This window comes from Sphaerotilus hippei (assembly GCF_003201595.1).
In the GTDB taxonomy this organism is placed as follows: Bacteria; Pseudomonadota; Gammaproteobacteria; order Burkholderiales; family Burkholderiaceae_C; genus Sphaerotilus; species Sphaerotilus hippei.
In genome coordinates this window covers 44,928-64,182 of the sequence record NZ_QJJS01000008.1, presented here as the reverse complement: position 1 = coordinate 64,182, position 19,255 = coordinate 44,928, and the positions used below count along the sequence as shown (strand labels likewise).

The following is a 19,255-nucleotide window of genomic DNA, read 5'->3' as shown; positions in this document are numbered from 1 at the left end:
CCATGGCCGGGCCATCGAAGGGGGCGTCGATCTCCTGGCGCGCCACGGCGGCGACCGATCCCGGCGGAGCGCGGCTCGTGCTGTGGTGGGCGCTGGCCATGGCGATCGTGGCGCTGCTGCGCATCGGTGCGGCGCCGCTGTTCGACGTCGACGAGGGGGCCTTCTCCGAGGCGACCCGCGAGATGCTCGCCAGCGGGGACTGGGGCCACACCACGCTCAACGGCGAGCCCCGCTTCGACAAGCCCATCCTGATCTACTGGCTGCAGGCGGCCAGCGTGGCCGTCTTCGGCCTGGGCGAGCTGGCGCTGCGCCTGCCCTCGGCGCTGGCGACCTGGGGCTGGGCGCTGGCGCTGGTGCTGTTCGCCTGGCCACGCTGGGGCGCCGCCGCCGCGGTGGCGGCCGGCTCGGTGCTGGGCACCAGCGTGGGGGTGCTGCTGATCGGCCGGGCCGCGACCGCCGATGCGGTGCTCAACCTGTGGCTGACGCTGGCCGCGCTCGACCTGTGGCGGCACCTGGAAGGCGAGGGCGACCGTGGCGCGCTGCGGCGTGCGGCGCTGTGGATCGGCCTGGGCGTGCTGACCAAGGGCCCGGTGGCGATCATCGTGCCCGGCGCGGCCTGGCTGTTGTGGACGCTGTGCGCCGGGCGTGCCGCCTGGCTGGCCCGTGCCCGAGCGCTGCTGGGGGACGCGCCGGCCTGGGTGATCCTGCTGCTGGTGGCGCTGCCCTGGTATGTCTACGCGCTGGACCGCCACGGCATGGCCTTCATCGACGGCTTCTTCGTGCGCCACAACCTGCAGCGCTACGGCGGCACCCTCGAGGGCCATGGTGGCAGCATCGGCTACTACGCGCTGATGATGCCGCTGCTGCTGATGCCCTGGAGCGTGCTGCTGCTGCCGGTGCTGGCGGGCTGGCGGCGCTGGTGGGCCGAGCCCGCCGCCCGTTTCCTGCTGCTGTGGGCCGGCTTCGTGCTGGTGTTCTTCAGCCTGTCGGGCACCAAGCTGCCGCACTACGCGCTCTACGGCATCTCGCCGCTGGCGCTGCTGGCCGGGCGCTGCTGCAGCGAGCTGACGGGCCGCGCCGACCGGCGGGTGCTCAAGGCGGCGCTGGGCCTGTGCGTGATGCTGCTGCCGCTGCTGGCGGTGCTCGCCACGGCGATCGTGCTGCGCTCGCTCGACGGGGTGAAGGATGCGCTCTACCGGGCGCTGATCGGCCAGCCCGCCGACCTCACCGGCCTGTGGATCGCCGCGGTCGCGGCGGCCGGGCTGAGCCTGGTGCTGGCCGGCCCGCCGGTCTGGCGCCGCACCGGGGGGGCGCGGTCGGCCACGCCCGACCTCGTGCGCATCGGGTTGGCCGCGGCGGCGGGCGCGCTGGTGCTGACCGGGGTGCTCGCTCCCTGGTGGGGCCAGCAGCTGCAGGGCCCGGTGCGGGCTGCCGGGCAGCGGGCACGCATCGAGCTGGCCGCGCCGGACACCCCGGCCCGGGCCACGCTGGTGCAGTGGGGCCTGCACCTGCCCAGCGTCGCGGTCTACGCGCGCCGCGAAGCCCCGCGCCGCGCGCCGCGGCCGGGTGACCTCGCCCTGCTGCGCAGCGACCAGCTGCAGGCGCTGACCACCACGCTGGCCGCCGATCCCGCGTCCCGCCGGGCCGCGGACGTGCCGGCCGATCGCCCGGTCTGGACCTCGCTCCACAGCGCCGGCGGCCTCACCCTGATCCGCTGGCACGGCGTGCCGGCCGCCCCGTGATGAACACCTCCCGTTCCGCCGCCGTCGCGCCGCCCGTGCCCGGCTGGTCCGCGCCGCACCTGATGGTGCTGGTGCTGCTGCTCGCGCTGCTGTTCCTGCTGCGCGTGGTGGTGCTGGCCGAGGCGATGGCCCCGGGCGACCTGACCCTGCAGGTCGACGAGGCGCAGTACTGGCATTGGTCACGCGACCTGCAGTGGGGCTACTACTCCAAGCCGCCGGTGATCGCGGCGCTGATCGCCGCGTCCACCGCGCTGTTCGGCAACGGCCTGGTCGGCCTGAAGCTGCTGACCGTGCTGGCCTATCCGCTGACGGCCGCGGTGCTGGCGGCCTGGGCCCGCGACCTCGCGCTGGCGGTGGTGGCCACGCCGGCCGACGCGTCCGGTGCCCGCCAGGCGGCCGGCTGGGCCGACCGGGTCGGCCTGCTGGCCGCCGCGCTGTTCATGACCAGCCCGATCGCCGGCCTGCTCGGGCTGGCGGTGACCACCGATGCGCCGCTGCTGCTGTGCTGGGCGCTGGCGGGCTGGCGGCTGTGGGCCGCCCTCGAGCGGGGGCAGCGCCGCGACTGGCTGTGGCTCGGCGTCTTCGCGGCGCTGGGCATCCTGTCCAAATACACCATGCTGGCGATGGCTGCCGGCCTGCTGGTGCTGCTGCCGACCCATGGCCAGCGTGGCCCCTGGTGGGCCTGGCCGGGCCGCGACGGCGGCGTGCCGTTGTCGCTGCTGCGGGCCCGCCTGCAGGGCCTGATGATGACCGGCGGCGTGGTGCTGCTGATGCTGCTGCCCCACCTGGCGTGGAATGCCGACCACGGCTGGCCCACGCTGCAGCACACCGTCGAGATCACGGCCGAGTCGCAGCGTGGCAGCGGGCGCAGCCCCGCCAGCTCGCTGGCCGAGTTCGTCGGCGGGCAGTGGCTGCAGTTCGGGCCGTTCTGGCTGCTGTTGCTGATGGCGCTCGGCGTGGCGAGGCTGGCCCGGCGCGGCCCGCCCGCCGCCGCGGCAGCCCCGTTGGCGCTGGCCTTCGACCCGTCGGGCTGGGCCCGTGCGCGTCGTTTTGCGCTCTGGCTGGCCCTGCCCCTGCTGGCGGTCGGGCTGACCCAGGCCTGGCATTCCCGCGCGCAGCTCAACTGGACCGCCCCGGCGGCCCACGGCCTGTTCCTGTGGGCCAGCCTCGGGCTGGCCCGTCGCTGGCCTGCCGCGCCGGTGCCCGCGGGCGCGGCGGCCCTGCCGGCCCTGCGCTGGCTGCCCGCGGCACTCGTGGCGGGGATGGGCCTGCACGTGCTGCTGACCACCGCCGTGCCGCTGGCCGGCCCGATCGCGCGCCACTTCGGCCGTGCGCCCGATCAGCCGCTGCCGCGCCAGTGGGACATCTGGGTGCGCATGCGCGCCTGGGGGCCGGCCTATGCGCGGCTGGCGCCCACCGCCCGCGACTTCCTTCGCCAGCACCCGCAGGCGCAGATCCTCGGCATGGACCGGCAGGTGATCTCGATGGGTTCCTACCAGTGGCGCGAGCTGCTGGCCGGCCAGCCCGAGCTGCCCGGTGCCCCGGGCGTGAGCCGCCGCTGGATCACCTGGACCCCGCCCGGCCAGCGTTTTGCACAGGATCATTTCCAGCTCACCACCCGCTGGGCCGCCGCCGGCAGCCCGGCCGCGCGGGAGCCGCTGCTGATCGTGAGTGCGGCCGAACTGCCCGCCGGCCTGCTGGCCCGGCTCGACGAACCGCGCCTGCTGGCCGAGGTGGTCGAGCCCGACGGGGCCGGCCGCACGCTGCGGCTGCGGCTGTGGGCCGCCTCGCGGCGTGATGCCCAGGGGACCGCGCCATGAGTGCCGGCCCGAGGCCCGGCCGGGGCAGCCGCCGTCACCTGCGCGGGCTCGGCCTGTGGCTGCTGGCCCTGCTGCTGACGCTGCTGGTGTTCCGCACCTGGCCGCAGACCGATCCCCAGGTCAGCCGCCTCTTCCACGACCCGACCCAGCCGACCCGTTTCATCGGCGATGCCCACCCGCTGGTGCATGCGGTCTACCAGGTCGTGCCGCACGTCGGCCGCTGGCTGAGCCTGATCAGCCTGGTGCTGGTGTGCATTCCCCGGCGTCGCTTCGGCGCCGGCGGGCCGCAGCGCTGGCGCGGCCGGGCGATCGGCCTGCTGGCCATGCTGGTGCTGGGCCTGGGCCTGATGGTGAACTGGGCGCTGAAGGAACACGTCGGCCGCCCGCGTCCGGTGCATACCCTCGAGTTCGGCGGCACGGTGGCGCACCAGCCGGTCGGGCAGGTCAGCACGCTGTGCGAGACCAACTGCTCCTTCGTCAGCGGCCATGCGGCGACCGGCTTCGTGCTGATCGGCATCGGCCTGGGGGCCGGTCCGATCGTGCGGCGGCGCTGGTGGGCCATCGGCCTCGTCAGCGGCCTGCTGGTGGGGGCCGGGCGGGTGATGCAGGGCGGTCACTTCCTCAGCGACATCCTCTTCGCCGGCCTGTTCATGGCCGGCCTGGCGCTGGTGGTGCGCTGGGCCTGGGTCGGCTGGCGCTGGCGGCGCCGGTCGCGCCGTCGTCCGGCCTGAGGCGACGGGTTCAGGCCGCGGGCTCGCCCGCGGCGGGCAGCTGCAGGCTGCGGCCGTGGCGCACATGGCTCAGCCGGTCGTAGAAGGCGTGCGCGCCGCTGCGCTTCTGTCCCGACGACAGCGCCAGCTTGCAGGCGCCGGCCGCCCGGGCCCGTTCGGTGGCCTGGTTCATCAGCGCCCGGCCGACCCCCTGGCCCCGGGCCAGCGGATGCACCGCCACGTCCTCGACCAGCGCGCCCGGCACGCCGCCACGGGCCAGCAGCGGCAGCACGAACAGCGTCAGCGCCCCCAGCAGGCTGCTGCCGCGCTCGGCCAGCCAGACCTCGCCCCCGTGGGTGTGCAACTGCGCCCACGAGCGGCGGGCCTGCTCCGGCGAGGTCTCCCGGGGCTGGTCGAGACCGGCGGCGACCAGCAGCGCCAGCACCGCCGGCAGGTCTTCGGCCGTGGCCAGGCGCAGGGCCAGCGGCTCCTCGTGGCGGCGGCGCTGCGCCTGGTGCTGCTGCACCCGGGCGCGGGTGCGGTCCTTGAGGTCCTGCAGCGCCTGCAGCGGCTTTTTCATCGGGTTCAAGGCGTGCTCCTGCGGTCCGGCGGGTGGCTGTCGCCACGGGCCGATTCGTGAAGCACGAGTGTCGGCAGGGCGTTTGACAGCTTGTTGAAACTTTGCATTTCGCGCTATCGTGCAACGCAGCTTCCCGAGGCAGGTCCCGTCTTCATGACCCAGCGTTACGCCGTCTACCACGTTCCCCCCATCCTGCATCCCCTGTGGGCCGCCGGCTGTTCCTGGCTCGGGCGCGACCCCTGTGCCGACGAGATCGGCCGCCCGCCCCCCGGGCGCATCCAGCCCTGGCGCTACGGCTTCCACGCCACCCTCAAGCCGCCGATGCGGCTGGCCGCGGGCATCGTGGTGCCGGCCCTGCAGCAGGCCGTGCGCGCACTGGCCCGGGCGCACCAGCCTTTCGAGATGCCGGCGCTGCAGGTCAGCGAACTGGACCAGTTCATCGCGCTGCGGCTGGTCACGCCGCTGGGGGTCAACGACCCGCTGCAGGACATCGGCGACGCCTGCGTCTGCGACCTCGACGAACTGCGTGCGCCGCTGAGCGCCTCGGAGACGGCCCGCCGCCTGAGCACGCCGCTGGACGACGACCAGCAGGCGCTGCTGGCCCGCTGGGGCTATCCCCACGTGCTGCACCGCTGGCGCTACCACTTCACCCTCAGCGACCGCCTGGCCGACGAGGGCCAGCGCGCCGAGCTGCTGGCGCAGGCCCGCGAGCATTTCGCCGCCGCGCTGAGCGTGCCACTGACCTTCGACGCGCTCAGCGTCTTCGTCGAGCTGGCCCCGGGGGCTCCGCTGCGCCTCAGCCAGCGTTTCCCGCTCGGCAAGGCCTGAACGCCTGCTCCGGGGGCACCGGCTCGCACGGCTCGTGCTTGTGACGGGATGAATCAGACCGTGTGGACCTGAAACGGCCACCGGTCCGACCTCGATCCTGCCCCTGCGCAGGCTGCCCCGACGAAGGGGCAGGAACCCCACAGGACAACGGCGTCCGATCGTTCCGTGGTGCGGCCCGTCTTCATGACGGCCCGCACCACGGCTGCGCATCGGTGCGCCGTTTTTGCGTTTCAGGAGCCCCTTCCATGACGATGTCGACCTCGCTGCCGCCCTGCGGTCCGCTTCTTCCGACCGATGCCGTGCCGGCCCCGGCATCCGCAGCCCCGGCCTGTGCCGCGCCGGCCGACCCGCGCCGCCGCGACTTCGTGCGCCGGGGCGCGGCCGCTGCGCTGGTCGCCGCCCCGGCGCTGAGCTGGCCTGGTGGCGTGTGGGCCGCCGGCTCGGACGCCCCGGAGCTGCGCGAGGTCCGGGTCGGCTTCATCCCGCTGACCGATTGCGCCTCGCTGGTGATGGCCTCGGTGCTCAAGCTCGACGAGAAGCACGGCATCCGCATCCGGCTCAGCAAGGAGCCGTCGTGGCCAGTCATCCGCGACAAGCTGGCCAGCGGCGAGCTCGATGCGGCCCACGCGCTCTACGGCCTGGTCTACGGCATGCACCTGGGTGCGGGCGGCCCGAAGACCGACATGGCCGTGCTGATGACCTTGAACAACAACGGGCAGGGCATCACGCTGTCGAAGGCGCTGGCGCAGCGGGGCGCGATCGACGGCCCGACGCTGGCGCGCCAGGTGCTCGGCGAGCGGCGCGAGTTCACCTTCGCCCAGACCTTTCCGACCGGCACCCACGCGATGTGGCTGTTCTACTGGCTGGCCGCTCACGGCATCCATCCGCTGCGTGACGCCCGCATCATCACCGTGCCGCCGCCGCAGATGGTGGCGCGCATGCAGGCCGGCAACATGGACGGCTACTGCGTGGGCGAGCCGTGGAACCACCGTGCCATCGCCGACGGCGTGGGCATCACCGCGGCCACCAGCCAGCAGGTCTGGCCCGACCATCCGGAGAAGGTGCTGGGCTGCACGGCCGCCTTCGTGCAGCGCCACCCCAACACGGCCCGGGCGCTGATCATGGCCACGCTCGAGGCCAGCCGCTGGATCGACGCCAGCCAGGCGAACCGGCTCAAGACGGCGGCGGTCATCGCGGCCCCGGCCCATGTCAACACCTCGGTGGACACCATCAGCGAGCGCATCCTCGGCCACTACCAGAACGGCCTGGGCCGCACCTGGGACGATGCGAACTTCATGCGCTTCTTCAACGACGGCGCGGTCAACTACCCCTATCTGTCGGACGGCATGTGGTTCATCACCCAGCACAAGCGCTGGGGCCTGATGAAGGGCGACGTGGGCGACAACGGCGTGATGCTGCGCCAGCTCAACCGCGCCGGGCGCGATCGCACGGCGGTGTTCGGCGAGGCCGACTACCAGTCGGTCGCCCGGGCGATCAACCAGACCACGCTCTATCGCCAGGCGGCGTCGCAGCTGAAGATCAACCTGCCGTCGTCCGACCTGCGCAGCAGCCGGCTGATCGACGGCAAGGTCTGGGACGGCCAGCGTCCGGCCGAATACGCCGCGAGCTTCGCGATCCGCGCCAGTTGAGCGGGCGCGGCCGGCGTGCACGGGCGCAGACGGTGCGTGGTGGCAGACGACGGTGCGCCGCGCATGACTGTGGTGCGCTGCACCATGGCGCGCAGTTCGCCGACCGGACCCCGGCCGGGGCGGGAAGGGTTTTCCTTGGCCTGGCACGCCACCTGCTAATCATTGTTCCGAGACCGCAGCGTAGCGGTCTCACTAGGTGGGACATTTTTGGACAACGGCGTCCGATCGTCCCGGTACTGAGGTGAAAACCTGGGTATCGGTTCTCGATCGTGACGCCGCTTTTTTTTGGAGTGAAGCCAATGACGATGCCTCAAGGCCCGGTCGACACGACCCGGCGCGAGTTGATTCAACGCACCGCTGCCCTGGCTGCCGCCGGCTCCGTCGCGGGCGCCTCCACGGGGGTCTGGGCCGCGGGCTCGGATGCACCGGAGAAGAAGGAAGTCCGCATCGGTTTCATTCCGCTGACCGACTGTGCTTCCGTCGTGATGGCTTCGGTGATGAAGTTCGACGAGAAGTACGGCATCAAGATCATCCCGTCCAAGGAGTCGTCCTGGGCGGCCGTGCGCGACAAGCTCGTCAACGGCGAGCTGGACGCGGCCCACGTGCTCTACGGCTTGGTCTATGGCGTGCACCTGGGCATCGGCGGTCCGAAGAAGGACATGGCCGTGCTGATGACGCTCAACAACAACGGCCAGGCGATCACGCTGTCGAAGAAGCTGGCCGACAAGGGTGCGGTCGACGCGGCCGGCCTGGCCAAGCTGATGGCCACCGAGAAGCGCGAATACACCTTCGCCCAGACCTTCCCGACCGGCACCCACGCGATGTGGCTGTACTACTGGCTCGCCTCGGCCGGCATCAACCCGATGAAGGACGCCAAGGTCATCACCGTGCCGCCGCCGCAGATGGTCGCCAACATGCGCGTGGGCAACATGGACGGCTACTGCGTGGGCGAGCCCTGGAACCACCGCGCCATCATCGACGGCATCGGCATCACCGCCGCGACCACTCAGGACATCTGGAAGGACCACCCCGAGAAGGTGCTGGGCACGACCAACGAGTTCGTCGAGAAGAATCCGAACACCGCCCGCGCGATGATCATGGCCATCCTGGACGCCGGCCGCTGGATCGATTCCGGCCTGCAGAACAAGATGAAGATGGCCGAGGTGATCGCCGAGAAGTCCTACGTCAACACCTCGGTGGACGCGATCAACCAGCGCATCCTGGGCCGCTACCAGAACGGCCTGGGCAAGACCTGGGACGATCCGAACCACATGAAGTTCTTCAACGACGGCGCGGTCAACTACCCCTACCTGTCGGATGGCATGTGGTTCCTGACCCAGCACAAGCGCTGGGGTCTGCTGAAGACCGACCCGGACTACCTGGGCGTGGCCAAGGCGGTCAACAAGACCGAGCTCTACAAGCAGGCGGCCGCCCAGGTGAAGGTCAACGTGCCCAAGTCCGACATGCGCACGTCCAAGCTGATCGACGGCGTGACCTGGGACGGCAAGGATCCGGCCAAGTACGCGGCCGGGTTCAAGGTCAAAGCGGCCTGACCGCACGGTGAAACTGCAGGAGAAATCCATGAATGCCTCGACCATGAGTCTGTCCTCCGCCGCGGCGGTGACCCCGTCGGCCGCGGAGGCGACCGCCCGGATCGCCGAGGCGCCCGCCGCGGCGCCCACCGCCCCCGGCGTGCTGGCCAAGGAGCAGGGCGCAGCGCTGGCCCGAGCCCAGCGCCGCCGCACCCTGGCCCGCTGGATGGCGCCGGTGCTGGGTTTTGTGGTGTTCCTCCTGCTGTGGCAGGCCGTCGCCCAGAGTGGCGACAAGCAGCTGCCCGGACCCCTGCCGGTCTGGGAGGCGGCGGTCAAGCTGTTCTCCGACCCGTTCTACGTCAACGGCCCCAACGACCAGGGCATCGGCTGGAACATCCTGTCGTCGCTGCAGCGTGTCGCCCTGGGCTTCGGCCTGGCCGCGCTGGTGGGCATTCCGCTGGGCTTCATGATCGGGCGCTTCAGCTTCCTGAACCAGATGCTCGACCCGCTCATCAGCCTGCTGCGCCCGGTGTCCCCGCTGGCCTGGCTGCCCATCGGCCTGGTGGTCTTCAAGGCGGCCAACCCGGCGGCGATCTGGACCATCTTCATCTGCTCGATCTGGCCGATGGTCATCAACACGGCGGTGGGGGTGCGGCAGGTGCCGCAGGACTACCTCAACGTCGCCCGTGTGCTGAACCTGTCGGAGTGGACGGTGATGCGCAAGATCCTGTTCCCCTCGGTGCTGCCCTACATGCTGACCGGCGTGCGGCTGGCGGTGGGCACCGCCTGGCTGGTGATCGTCGCCGCCGAGATGCTGACCGGCGGCCAGGGCATCGGCTTCTGGCTGTGGGACGAGTGGAACAACCTGAACATGGCCAACATCCTGATCGCGATCTTCGTGATCGGCATCGTCGGCCTGGGGCTGGAAGCCCTGCTGGTGTCCATCGCCCGTCGTTTCGACTATTCCTGATCCGGCCCCGAACGCTTGAAGGACCTTGCCATGAGCACCACCCTGGACGAACGCGCCCGCCGCTACCTGCGCATCGAGAACGTCGGGATGACCTTCCCGACCAAGAAGGGCCCTTTCATCGCGCTGCGTGACATCAACCTCGATGTCGGCCGTGGCCAGTTCATCACGCTGATCGGCCACTCGGGCTGCGGCAAGTCGACGCTGCTGAACCTGGTGGCCGGCCTGACCACGCCGACCTCGGGCGTGCTGATCCTCGAGGACCGCGAGCTGCGCGGGCCGGGCCCCGACCGGGCCGTGGTGTTCCAGAACCACTCGCTGCTGCCCTGGATGACCTGCCAGGAAAACGTCGCGCTGGCCGTGGAGCGGGTGTTCGGCGCGACCGAGAAGAAGGCGCAGCTCAAGGAGCGCTCGCTGGCCGCGCTGGACCTGGTGGGCCTGAGCCACGCCAAGGACAAGCGGCCCGGCGAGATCTCCGGCGGCATGAAGCAGCGCGTGGGCATCGCCCGTGCGCTGGCCATGGAGCCCAAGATGCTGCTGATGGACGAGCCCTTCGGCGCCCTCGACGCGCTCACCCGCGCCAAGCTGCAGGACGAGATGATGAAGATCGTCGCGACCACCGGCTCGACCGTGATGATGGTGACCCACGACGTGGACGAGGCGGTGCTGCTGTCGGACCGCATCGTGATGCTGACCAACGGCCCGGCCGCCACCATCGGCGAGGTGCTGCAGGTGCCGCTGCCGCCGGTGCGCGAGGTCTTCCGTCCGCGCCTGGAGATGGCCCACAACCAGGACTACCTGGGCGCGCGCGAGGCGGTGCTGGAGTTCCTGTACCACAAGCAGGCCCACGTCGAACGCGACGCCGCCTGAGTCCTGCCGCCCCTGCCGGCCGCCCGAGCGGCCGTTGCCGCCGACCCTGTCCCGCTGTGCGCGACAGGGTTTTTTCTTGGGCCGCGGACGTGTCTTTGCACTGGCGAGGGGTCGCGATCCGCGGATTTGGGCTGACAATCATGGCGATGCCCGAGCCTGGGCAGGTCGGCAGACCCACAACAGAGACAAGCGAAGACGATGGCTGCAACCCTGTGCAAGACCGCGGCCGCACGGGCCGAACTGGCCAGCGACCAACGTCGCCTGTCCCAGCGGCACCGCACGCTGCTGCTGCTGATCGACGGCCAGCGCAGCCTCGAGCAGATCGAGAGCCTGGCCTCCCAGGCCGGTGTGCCGCGGGGCTACATCGACGAGCTGCTGGCGCTGGGCATGGTGGTGATGGCCGCGCCGTCCGACCTGCGTTTCCTGCCGGTGCCGCCGGCGCCCGTGGCGGCGCCGCAGACCCTGCCGATGCCTTTCCCCGACGCCCAGGACACGGTCGGCCTCGGCGCGGCGATGAGCAACACCGACGTGGCCGCGCTGGACCACCAGGACCCGGTGCTGGCCCAGTCCAAGGCCTCGCTGCTGGAGGTGCTGCGCACCGCGGCGCCCTGGTCCAGCGCGGTGACCCAGCTGCGGGTGCGCCGCGTGCGCCATCGCCAGGAGCTGCTGGCGCTGCTGCCCGAGATCCAGACCCGCCTGCGGCGCCTGGACGGCGGTGATGCCGCCGATCGCCTGATCGACCGGGTGCACCAGCTGCTGAGCGGTCGTGCCTGAGCGGGCACCCGCCTGGCCCGCCTCCCGGATTTCCTGTTTCCTGACGCCTTACCCATGAGCTTCCTGGTCATCGACATCGGCAATACCCGCCTCAAGTGGGGCTTGTACGCCGCGCCCCGGACCGATTCCGTGCTGCAGGCCGAGGGCGCGGTCTATCTGGAGACCATCGACCAGCTGGCCGAGACCGACTGGCGCCACCTGCCGGCGCCGCAGGGCATGCTGGGGTGCGCGGTGGCGGGCCAGGCGGTGCGCCGCCGGGTCGAGGAGCAGCTGGAGCTGTGGGACCTGCTGCCCCGCTGGGTCGTGTCGCAGTCGGCTGGCGGCGGGGTCGTCAACCACTACGAGCACCCGGCACGCCTGGGCAGCGACCGCTGGGCCGCGCTGGTCGGCGCCCGCAGCCGGCTGCTCGCGAGCGGGCCGCCGCGCCCGGCGCTGGTCGTGATGGTCGGCACGGCGGTGACGGTCGACGCCCTGGACGCCGCGGGCCATTTCCTGGGCGGGCTGATCCTGCCGGGCTTCGGCCTGATGCTCAAGGCGCTCGAGAACGGTACCTCGGGCCTGAAGGTGCCCACCGGCGAGGTGCAGGACTTTCCCCGCAACACCAGCGATGCGCTGATGAGCGGGGGCACCGATGCCATCGCCGGGGCCATCGAGCGCATGCACCGCCGGCTGGTCGCTCGCACCGGCCAGGTGCCCGAGCTCTACATGACCGGGGGGGCCGCGGTGAAGCTGGTGCCCAGCCTCGACCTGCCGGTGCAGCAGCGTGATCACCTGATCTTCGACGGCCTGCTGCGGCTGGCCAGCGATCTGCCGACGGTCGCGACGCCGCTGGTCTAGACCCGTTCGTGGCGGTGCCGGTCGGGGCCGTGCGGCGGCACCGGCAGCGGTGTCTGCACGGCCCGCCAGCGGGCCAGTTCGCTGCGCAGCAGGCTGACCTCCTGGTGCAGGTCGCGCATCATCTGCTGCTCCAGCGCCCGCTCGGACGACTCCACCCAGGTCGAGGCGATGGCCGCCGTGACCAGCGACAGCACGCCGTAGCCCAGCAGCACCACGAAGACGGAGAAGATCTTCGAGGCGGCCGTGGTCGGTACCAGGTCGCCGTAACCGACGGTGGCGGCGGTCGTGAAGGCCAGCCACAGGCCGTCGGCCAGCGTCGTCACCCCCGGCTCCAGCCACCAGAAGCCCACGCCGCACAGGAACAGCACCGTCAGCGCCAGCGCGAGCAGCACCGGCAGGCTGCCCCGCGCGAGCAGGTGCTGCAGCGACCAGAGCATGTAGGCCAGCGTCAGGATCGCGGTGATCAGGCGCAGCGTCAGCGCGGCGGTCGAGTGCAGGCTGGGCGGCAGCGCCGCCGCGCCGACCAGCCCGGTGATCAGCGCCAGCACCAGCAGGTGCCGCCCGCCAAGGCGGGCCCGCAGGCGGGTCGAGCCCTGGGTGGCGGCCAGGTCGGCGCGCCAGCGCGGCAGCTCGGTCAGCAGCACGGTCATGGCCGCCAGTCCGTAGGCGATGTCGGCCAGCACGCTGGGCACGGCCAGCAGCAGCTCGGCGTAGAAGGCCGGGATCGTCAGCACCAGCGCCGCGGTCACCGTCCAGCGCTGAAGGCGGCTCGGTGCCGGTGTCATGCGCAGCGCGGGTCGGCAGTCCGGACGAGGAGAGGGGACGGGCGACATGCCTTCAGGATAAGGGCGCTCGGGCCCCGCCCGTCTTGCGATCCGTCAAGCGCCCGGGTGTGCACGCTGCTGCAGCCAGGCCTCCAGCCGTTCGGCCGTCAGGGGCGGGCTGATGCCCATGCCCTGCAGCTGATGGCAGCCGTGGGCCTCGAGGAAGGCCCGCTGGGCGCCGGTCTCGACCCCTTCGGCCACCGCGGTCAGCCCCAGGCCGCGGGCCAGCTCGATGATGGCCCGCGCGATCGCGCAGGACTGGCGGTCCTGCGGCAGCTCGTGCACGAAGGAGCGGTCGATCTTCATCTTGTCGATCGGCAGGTCCTTGAGGTGGCCGAGCGAGGAGTAGCCGGTGCCGAAGTCGTCCACCGACAGCTTCACCCCCAGCGCGCGCAGCTGGTGCAGCCGCTCGCGCACGGTCGGCACGTCGTCCATCAGCATGCGCTCGGTCAGCTCCAGCTCCAGCCAGCCGGTGGGCAGGCCGGCGTCGCGCAGCAGCCGCTCGATCGACTCGACAAAACCGGGCGCCTGGAACTGCAGCGTCGACAGGTTGACCGCCACCGTCATCGCCCGGCCCTGGGCATGCCAGCGCTGCGCGCAGCGGGTCGCCTCGGCCAGCACCCACTGGCCGATCGGCACGATCAGGCGGTGCTGCTCGGCCAGCGCGATGAATTCGTCCGGCGCCAGCAGCCCGCGCTCCGGGTGGTGCCAGCGGATCAGCGCCTCGACACCGACGATCTGCTGGTCGCTGGTGCGCAGCTGGGGCTGGAACAGCAGCGTGAATTCGTTCTGCTCGATCGCCTGGCCCAGCTGGCCCTCGAGCACCAGGTTGTCGTAGGCGACCTGCGCGACCTCCTGCTCGAACAGCGCCACCCCGGCCCGCCCCTGGGCCTTGGCCACGTGCATGGCGGCGTCGGCATGCTGGATCAGCAGCTCCGGGCGATCGCCGTCCTGCGGAAAGATCGCCGCGCCCAGCGAGGCGGTGACCGAGATCGGCCCGCCTTCGATGCTGAACGGCTCGGCGATGCTGGCGAGCAGCTTGTCGGCCACCCGCAGCACGTCGCCCCGCTCGCGCAGGCCGGGCAGCAGCACCATGAACTCGTCGCCGCCGAAACGCGCGACCCGGTCGCTGCTGCGCAGCTGGGCGCCGATGCGGTGCGCCACGACCTTCAGCAGCGTGTCACCGGCGGTGTGGCCGACCGAGTCGTTGACCCGCTTGAAATGGTCGAGGTCGATGAACAGCAGCGCCAGCTGGGTCTGCGCCGCCCGGGCGGTCACCATCAGGTGCTCGAGCTGGCCCATGAAGGCGGGGTGGTTGGGCAGGCCGGTCAGCGCATCGTGATGGGCCAGGTAGTGCAGCCGCGCCTGGGCGGCATGGCGGTCGCGCACGTCGCGCACGATGGCCATGCGACCGGGCTGGCCGTCCTGCAGCGTGCTGCGGTCGATCAGCTCGACCGGCAGTCGGCTGCCGTCCTGGTGCAGGAAGGTGGTCTCCAGCGTCGTGTCCTCGCCGCCGCCCAGCAGGTGATGGACCCGCTGGCGCTGCTCGGGGGCGACCAGCTCGAGCCAGGGCCGGCCCAGCAGCTCGTGCAGCGTGTGTCCCAGCAGCTCGCACAGCGCCGGATTGGCGTCGGCGATCAGCCCGTCGCGGTGGAACAGGATGCCCTCCATGCTCGCCTGCATGAAACGGGCGAGCCGCTCCTCGGACTCGACCAGCGCACGCTCCAGCTCGTGGTGGCGGGTCAGGTCGTGCAGCGTCAGGAACAGCCCGGGGCCGCCGCCGGCCAGCGAAGGGCAGGGCATGCAGCCGATCTCGACCTGCAGCTGGCGGCCGTCGGGCAGGCGCAGGGCCTCTTCCTGGGCGGGCTGGCGCCGGCCGGCCAGCGCTTCGCGCAGGCGCCCGGCATGGCGCCGGGTCCACGCGTCGCCCATCACCTCGGTGATCGAGCGGCCGGGCCGGGCGGGCTGGCCGGGCGTGTCATTGGCGTACACGCAGACCAGCGACTGGTCGTAGGCCGCCAGCCAGAGCGGCCCGCTGTCGACCAGCTGGCGCAGCGTGTCAGGGGGCAGCAGGTCGTGACCGTCGGACGGATTCATGGTGGCGTGACAGGGCGAGAAAGCGTGAACAATTCAGCATGTCGATGCTGCATTGTGGCCGCTTTGCCGCGGGTGCCGCGTCGCACCCCCCCGGTCCCGCCACCTCCGGTCACAGGATGAAGCGCGACAGGTCCTCGTTCTTCGCCAGATCCGACAGGCGGGCGTCGACCAGGGCGGCGTCGATCGTGACCGTCGTGCCCTGCAGCCCGGGCGCCTCGAAGGAGATCTCGTCGAGCAGCCGCTCCATCACCGTCGACAGCCGGCGCGCGCCGATGTTCTCGGTGCGCTCGTTGACGCCGTGGGCGATCTCGGCCAGGCGCCGGATGGCGTCGGGCGCGAAGTCCAGCGTCACCCCCTCGGTGGCCAGCAAGGCCTGGTACTGCTTGATCAGGCTGGCGTGCGTGCTCTTGAGGATGGCCTCGAAGTCGTCGATGCTCAGCGAGGCCAGCTCGACCCGGATCGGGAAGCGCCCCTGCAGTTCCGGGATCAGGTCGCTGGGCTTGGCCAGGTGGAACGCGCCCGAGGCGATGAAGAGGATGTGGTCGGTGCGCACCAGGCCGTACTTGGTCGTCACCGTCGTGCCTTCGACCAGCGGCAGCAGATCCCGCTGCACGCCCTGGCGCGACACGTCCGCCCCCTGCGCATCGCTGCGCGTGGCGACCTTGTCGATCTCGTCGATGAAGACGATGCCGTTCTGCTCGGTGTGGTGCAGCGCGCGGGTCTTGATCTCGTCCTCGTTGACCAGCTTGCGGGCTTCTTCGTCGATCAGCAGCTGGCGGGCCTCGCCGATCCTGACCTTGCGGGTCGCGCGCTGGCCCTGGCCCATCTGCGAGAACAGGCCCTTGAGCTGCTCGGCCATGTCCTCCATGCCGGCGGGGCTCATCACCTCCAGCGTCGGACGGGCGGCGGCCAGGTCGATGTCGATCTCCTTGTCGTCGAGCGTGCCCTCGCGCAGGCGCTTGCGCATGCCCTGGCGCGCGGCGTTGTCGGGTGCGGGTGCCGGGGCGACCTCGCCCAGGCCGAAGCCCAGCGGGCTGGACGCTCCGCGCGGGGGCGGCACCAGCACGTCGAGCAGGCGCTCCTCGGCCGCGTCCTCGGCCCGGGTGCGCATCAGCACGACCTGGCGCTCGCGTTCCTGCTTGACGGCACTTTCGACCAGGTCACGGATGATGGTGTCGACATCCTTGCCGACATAACCCACCTCGGTGAACTTGGTGGCCTCGACCTTGATGAACGGGGCATCGGCCAGCCGCGCCAGGCGCCGGGCGATCTCGGTCTTGCCCACGCCGGTCGGGCCGATCATCAGGATGTTCTTGGGCGTGATCTCGTGGCGCAGCTTCTCGTCGACCTGCTGGCGGCGCCAGCGGTTGCGCAGCGCGATGGCGACGGCCCGCTTGGCCTGATGCTGGCCGACGATGTGGCGGTCGAGTTCGGAGACGATGTCCAGGGGGGTCATGGCGCTCATGTCGGGTTCAATCCAGCGTTTCGATCGTGTGGGACTGGTTGGTGTAGATGCAGAGATCGCCGGCGATCTCCAGCGAGCGTTTCACCACGTCGGCCGGTGCCATCTCGGTGTGGGCCAGCAGCGCCCGCGCGGCGGCCTGCGCGTAGGCGCCACCCGATCCGATCGCGACGATGCCGTGCTCGGGCTCCAGCACGTCGCCGTTGCCGGTGATGATCAGGCTGGCCTCCCGGTCGGCGACGGCCAGCATCGCCTCCAGCCGGCGCAGCACCCGGTCGGTGCGCCAGTCGCGGGTCAGCTCGACGGCGGCCCGCACCAGGTGGCCCTGGTGTTTCTCCAGCTTCGATTCGAAGCGCTCGAACAGCGTGAACGCGTCGGCGGTGGCGCCGGCAAAACCCGCCAGCACCTGGTCACGGTGCAGCTTGCGGACCTTGCGGGCGCTGGACTTGACGACGATGTGGCCCAGCGTGACCTGGCCGTCACCCCCGATGGCCACCGTGCGGCCGCGCCGCACGCTGACGATGGTGGTGCCGTGGAAACTGGGCGATGACGAGGAGGATGATTCCATGGGGATCCTGTCTGGAGGGTGAACCGGGGCAGGGGACAGTCGGCCACGGGCCGCGCCGCGGGACCGCCGGTGAGCGATCCCCGGAGACGACCGGGCCCGGGCCTGTCGCCGGCCTACCGGATGGAAGAGGCAGGGCGCCGCGGAGGGCGCGCTGACGGGGTTCGTGCCTGAAACCGGTTCAAAGGTTCAAGGCTCAGGTCCGGCGCACCGTGACCCGGGCATGCTCGGTGATGCCCATCGCGCCGCAGAACAGCGCCACCAGGCGGTGGGCGTCGACGAAGGTGACGCTGCGGTCCTCGGTGCGGCGGTTGAGCACCCAGTTCAGCAGATCGCCCGCGGCGATGAAGTCGACGCGGATCAGCCGGGCGCAGGACACCTGGATCTGGCGCACGTCGCCGATCTGGGCTTCCATCTCCTTGAGCAGCAGGCTGATGTCGCCGACCAGCTGGCCGTTGAGCTCGAGCGTGATCTGGTGCGGCTGTTCTTCGTCGTAGGGCCTGGACTCGACGAAACCCGGCTGCATCTCCTGGACCTGCTCGTCGGGCAGGGCCTGCGCCACGCCGGAGGCATCGGACATGCGCAGCGAGCACTGCGCCGGGCTCCAGGACGGGGGCGAGACCTCGTAGGTCAGGCAGTAGTCGATCGCGGCCTGGTCGAACTCGGCCGGTCGCTGCGCCAGGCGCAGGGCCTCGAGCCGCAGCAGCCAGTAGGCCGGATCGGCATCCTTGGCCCCCGACGGGGCGGTCTCGGCGAGCAGCGTGAACAGGCGCTCGCCTGCGACCCAGCGCATGTCGATGGGCTCGTCGGCCCAGTCGTGCAGCAGCCGGCTCAGCGCGGTGCAGGCCTCGACCTCGATGTGGTGGACGTTGCGCCAGTCCAGCACCCAGGGCAGCGGCATCTGCAGCAGCTGCGAGCGCAGCTGCACGACCGCGTCGAGGTCGAGCCGCTCGGGCGCCACCCAGCCCACCGAGGCGTCGAGCTGCGCGTGGCTGGTGGTGGCCGCGGAGCGGCCCTTGCTGGCGGTGGCCGCATCGGCGACCAGGCGCGGCAGCGAGAACCACTGCGGCGGCGACCAGCCGAAGCGCTGCATGTAGTCCATCGCCAGCGAATCGAACTTGAGCTGCTGGCCGGTGGCCCGGTACAGGTCGAACAGCGCGAACCAGGTCTCCGCGTGCTGGGCCCGCGAGCCGTTGACGCCGATCAGGTTCTGCAGCGCCTGATCGCAGTGCTCGAAGTCGGCGTTGGCGAAGGCGATGACCGCCTCGTCGAGGTCCGGGTCGTGCGCCAGCTCGATCACCTCGACGGCATAGGCGTTGGAGCTGTCCATCAGCGGCGCGACCGCGGACACCCGCGGAAGGCGGCCGCCGGACGACAGATCGCCCCGCACGCTCTGGGTGCTGGTGGCGCCCGGTGACAGGCTGTGCTCGCCGAAGTGGCCTGCGGCCATCTCGCGTTCCTCGGACTCCATCAGCATCGGCGTGGTGGGCTTGAACGCATCGCTGAGCAGCGGCGTCGACGGCATGACCTGCGGTGCGGTGGTGGCGGCGAAGAAGGAGTCGCTGCGCTGCGGCGGGCTGGAGCGCACCACGGCTGCACCCCGGCGGGCCTGGCTGGCGGCCGAGTCGCCGACCATCATGCGCTCGATCGCGTCGATCTTGTCCTTGACGTCCTGGTCGGAGCGCGCACCGACGCTGTCGTTGATGCGCACCTCGGAGTCGTCGATGCGCGACAGGCCCTCGAGGCCGGCGATGCCTTCGCCGGTCACGCCTTCGCGGCGGATCTTGCGCAGCATGTCGAATTCGCGCTTGCGCACGAAGTCGTTGCGCCGCTTGCGCTCGATCATCGCCTTGAGTTCGGTCTTGGCGTATTCGCTCTCGCGCGACTCCGCCGACGACTGGTTCAGGTCGGCCCAGTCCGTGGTCGGATTGAGCGCGAAACGCACCACCTTGCGGAAAAAACCGCTCTTGGGGGAGTCCGTGGAGTCAGCCATGGGTA

16 protein-coding genes are annotated in these 19,255 nt (G+C 71.3%); 10 read left to right on the top strand and 6 right to left on the bottom strand.

Features of this window, described 5'->3' with window-relative positions; translation table 11 throughout:
- Positions 1–2 precede the first annotated feature (2 nt).
- Genes C7444_RS10230 through C7444_RS10220 form a run of 3 tightly spaced genes read left to right on the top strand, consistent with a single transcriptional unit; the run spans position 3 to position 4,293 of the window.
- Positions 3–1,742, top strand: coding sequence for an ArnT family glycosyltransferase (locus C7444_RS10230; protein WP_170130701.1), 1,740 nt, complete (start codon positions 3–5; stop codon positions 1,740–1,742).
- Positions 1,742–3,562 (top strand): glycosyltransferase family 39 protein, encoded by a 1,821-nt coding sequence (locus C7444_RS10225; protein ID WP_110400756.1) that lies wholly within the window; start codon positions 1,742–1,744, stop codon positions 3,560–3,562. The genes C7444_RS10230 and C7444_RS10225 overlap by 1 nt, the downstream gene beginning before the upstream one ends.
- The gene (locus C7444_RS10220; RefSeq protein ID WP_110400755.1) at positions 3,559–4,293 is read left to right on the top strand and encodes a phosphatase PAP2 family protein; all 735 of its coding nucleotides are present in this window, start codon (positions 3,559–3,561) and stop codon (positions 4,291–4,293) included. Before C7444_RS10225 ends, C7444_RS10220 begins: the two co-directional genes overlap by 4 nt.
- Positions 4,294–4,303: 10 nt before the next feature.
- Here C7444_RS10220 and C7444_RS10215 read toward each other — a convergent pair whose 3' ends face one another.
- A complete protein-coding gene (locus tag C7444_RS10215; protein WP_245909510.1) occupies positions 4,304–4,852 on the bottom strand; it encodes a GNAT family N-acetyltransferase in 549 nt (182 codons plus the stop codon).
- A gap of 153 nt (positions 4,853–5,005) precedes the next feature.
- On the opposite strand from C7444_RS10215, the gene C7444_RS10210 reads away from it, so the two are divergent.
- From C7444_RS10210 to C7444_RS10180, 7 genes are all read left to right on the top strand, one after another.
- Entirely contained in the window at positions 5,006–5,680 is a 675-nt protein-coding gene (locus tag C7444_RS10210; protein ID WP_110400754.1) for a DUF1045 domain-containing protein, read from the top strand.
- Between the two features lie 251 nt (positions 5,681–5,931).
- Positions 5,932–7,329 carry a CmpA/NrtA family ABC transporter substrate-binding protein gene (locus C7444_RS10205; protein ID WP_110400863.1) on the top strand — a complete coding sequence of 466 codons (1,398 nt, stop codon included), beginning with the start codon at positions 5,932–5,934 and terminating at the stop codon, positions 7,327–7,329.
- A 299-nt stretch (positions 7,330–7,628) separates the two neighbouring features.
- A complete protein-coding gene (locus tag C7444_RS10200; protein ID WP_211317520.1) occupies positions 7,629–8,882 on the top strand; it encodes a CmpA/NrtA family ABC transporter substrate-binding protein in 1,254 nt (417 codons plus the stop codon).
- Between the two features lie 28 nt (positions 8,883–8,910).
- Positions 8,911–9,831, top strand: coding sequence for a nitrate ABC transporter permease (gene ntrB / locus C7444_RS10195; protein WP_245909500.1), 921 nt, complete (start codon positions 8,911–8,913; stop codon positions 9,829–9,831).
- 30 nt (positions 9,832–9,861) lie between these two features.
- A complete protein-coding gene (locus C7444_RS10190; RefSeq protein WP_110400753.1) occupies positions 9,862–10,698 on the top strand; it encodes an ABC transporter ATP-binding protein in 837 nt (278 codons plus the stop codon).
- 198 nt (positions 10,699–10,896) lie between these two features.
- Positions 10,897–11,472, top strand: a complete 576-nt coding sequence (locus C7444_RS10185) for a hypothetical protein (protein WP_110400752.1) — start codon at positions 10,897–10,899, stop codon at positions 11,470–11,472.
- Between the two features lie 54 nt (positions 11,473–11,526).
- Positions 11,527–12,309 (top strand): type III pantothenate kinase, encoded by a 783-nt coding sequence (locus C7444_RS10180; RefSeq protein WP_110400751.1) that lies wholly within the window; start codon positions 11,527–11,529, stop codon positions 12,307–12,309.
- Here C7444_RS10180 and C7444_RS10175 read toward each other — a convergent pair.
- The 5 genes from C7444_RS10175 to C7444_RS10155 all read right to left on the bottom strand — a co-directional run bounded on the left by C7444_RS10175 (position 12,306) and on the right by C7444_RS10155 (position 19,250).
- Entirely contained in the window at positions 12,306–13,142 is an 837-nt protein-coding gene (locus C7444_RS10175; protein ID WP_245909499.1) for a potassium channel family protein, read from the bottom strand. The two genes, C7444_RS10180 and C7444_RS10175, sit on opposite strands and share 4 nt — an antisense overlap.
- A gap of 45 nt (positions 13,143–13,187) precedes the next feature.
- Positions 13,188–15,230 (bottom strand): putative bifunctional diguanylate cyclase/phosphodiesterase, encoded by a 2,043-nt coding sequence (locus C7444_RS10170; protein WP_110400750.1) that lies wholly within the window; start codon positions 15,228–15,230, stop codon positions 13,188–13,190.
- A gap of 109 nt (positions 15,231–15,339) precedes the next feature.
- A complete protein-coding gene (gene hslU / locus C7444_RS10165) occupies positions 15,340–16,695 on the bottom strand; it encodes an ATP-dependent protease ATPase subunit HslU (RefSeq protein ID WP_110400749.1) in 1,356 nt (451 codons plus the stop codon).
- A gap of 7 nt (positions 16,696–16,702) precedes the next feature.
- On the bottom strand, positions 16,703–17,260 hold the full coding sequence (gene hslV, locus C7444_RS10160; RefSeq protein ID WP_110400748.1) for an ATP-dependent protease subunit HslV: 558 nt from the start codon (positions 17,258–17,260) through the stop codon (positions 16,703–16,705).
- 193 nt (positions 17,261–17,453) lie between these two features.
- Entirely contained in the window at positions 17,454–19,250 is a 1,797-nt protein-coding gene (locus C7444_RS10155) for a hypothetical protein (protein WP_110400747.1), read from the bottom strand.
- Positions 19,251–19,255 lie beyond the last annotated feature (5 nt).

What these genes read in the sequence shown, in the direction of transcription:
- C7444_RS10230 (WP_170130701.1), top strand. Translation starts at nt 3, where the DNA reads ATGGCCGGGCCATCGAAGGGGGCGTCGATCTCCTGGCGCGCCACGGCG.
- C7444_RS10225 (WP_110400756.1), top strand. Translation starts at nt 1,742, where the DNA reads ATGAACACCTCCCGTTCCGCCGCCGTCGCGCCGCCCGTGCCCGGCTGG.
- C7444_RS10220 (WP_110400755.1), top strand. Translation starts at nt 3,559, where the DNA reads ATGAGTGCCGGCCCGAGGCCCGGCCGGGGCAGCCGCCGTCACCTGCGC.
- C7444_RS10215 (WP_245909510.1), bottom strand. Translation starts at nt 4,852, where the DNA reads ATGAAAAAGCCGCTGCAGGCGCTGCAGGACCTCAAGGACCGCACCCGC.
- C7444_RS10210 (WP_110400754.1), top strand. Translation starts at nt 5,006, where the DNA reads ATGACCCAGCGTTACGCCGTCTACCACGTTCCCCCCATCCTGCATCCC.
- C7444_RS10205 (WP_110400863.1), top strand. Translation starts at nt 5,932, where the DNA reads ATGTCGACCTCGCTGCCGCCCTGCGGTCCGCTTCTTCCGACCGATGCC.
- C7444_RS10200 (WP_211317520.1), top strand. Translation starts at nt 7,629, where the DNA reads ATGACGATGCCTCAAGGCCCGGTCGACACGACCCGGCGCGAGTTGATT.
- ntrB (WP_245909500.1), top strand. Translation starts at nt 8,911, where the DNA reads ATGAATGCCTCGACCATGAGTCTGTCCTCCGCCGCGGCGGTGACCCCG.
- C7444_RS10190 (WP_110400753.1), top strand. Translation starts at nt 9,862, where the DNA reads ATGAGCACCACCCTGGACGAACGCGCCCGCCGCTACCTGCGCATCGAG.
- C7444_RS10185 (WP_110400752.1), top strand. Translation starts at nt 10,897, where the DNA reads ATGGCTGCAACCCTGTGCAAGACCGCGGCCGCACGGGCCGAACTGGCC.
- C7444_RS10180 (WP_110400751.1), top strand. Translation starts at nt 11,527, where the DNA reads ATGAGCTTCCTGGTCATCGACATCGGCAATACCCGCCTCAAGTGGGGC.
- C7444_RS10175 (WP_245909499.1), bottom strand. Translation starts at nt 13,142, where the DNA reads ATGTCGCCCGTCCCCTCTCCTCGTCCGGACTGCCGACCCGCGCTGCGC.
- C7444_RS10170 (WP_110400750.1), bottom strand. Translation starts at nt 15,230, where the DNA reads ATGAATCCGTCCGACGGTCACGACCTGCTGCCCCCTGACACGCTGCGC.
- hslU (WP_110400749.1), bottom strand. Translation starts at nt 16,695, where the DNA reads ATGAGCGCCATGACCCCCCTGGACATCGTCTCCGAACTCGACCGCCAC.
- hslV (WP_110400748.1), bottom strand. Translation starts at nt 17,260, where the DNA reads ATGGAATCATCCTCCTCGTCATCGCCCAGTTTCCACGGCACCACCATC.
- C7444_RS10155 (WP_110400747.1), bottom strand. Translation starts at nt 19,250, where the DNA reads ATGGCTGACTCCACGGACTCCCCCAAGAGCGGTTTTTTCCGCAAGGTG.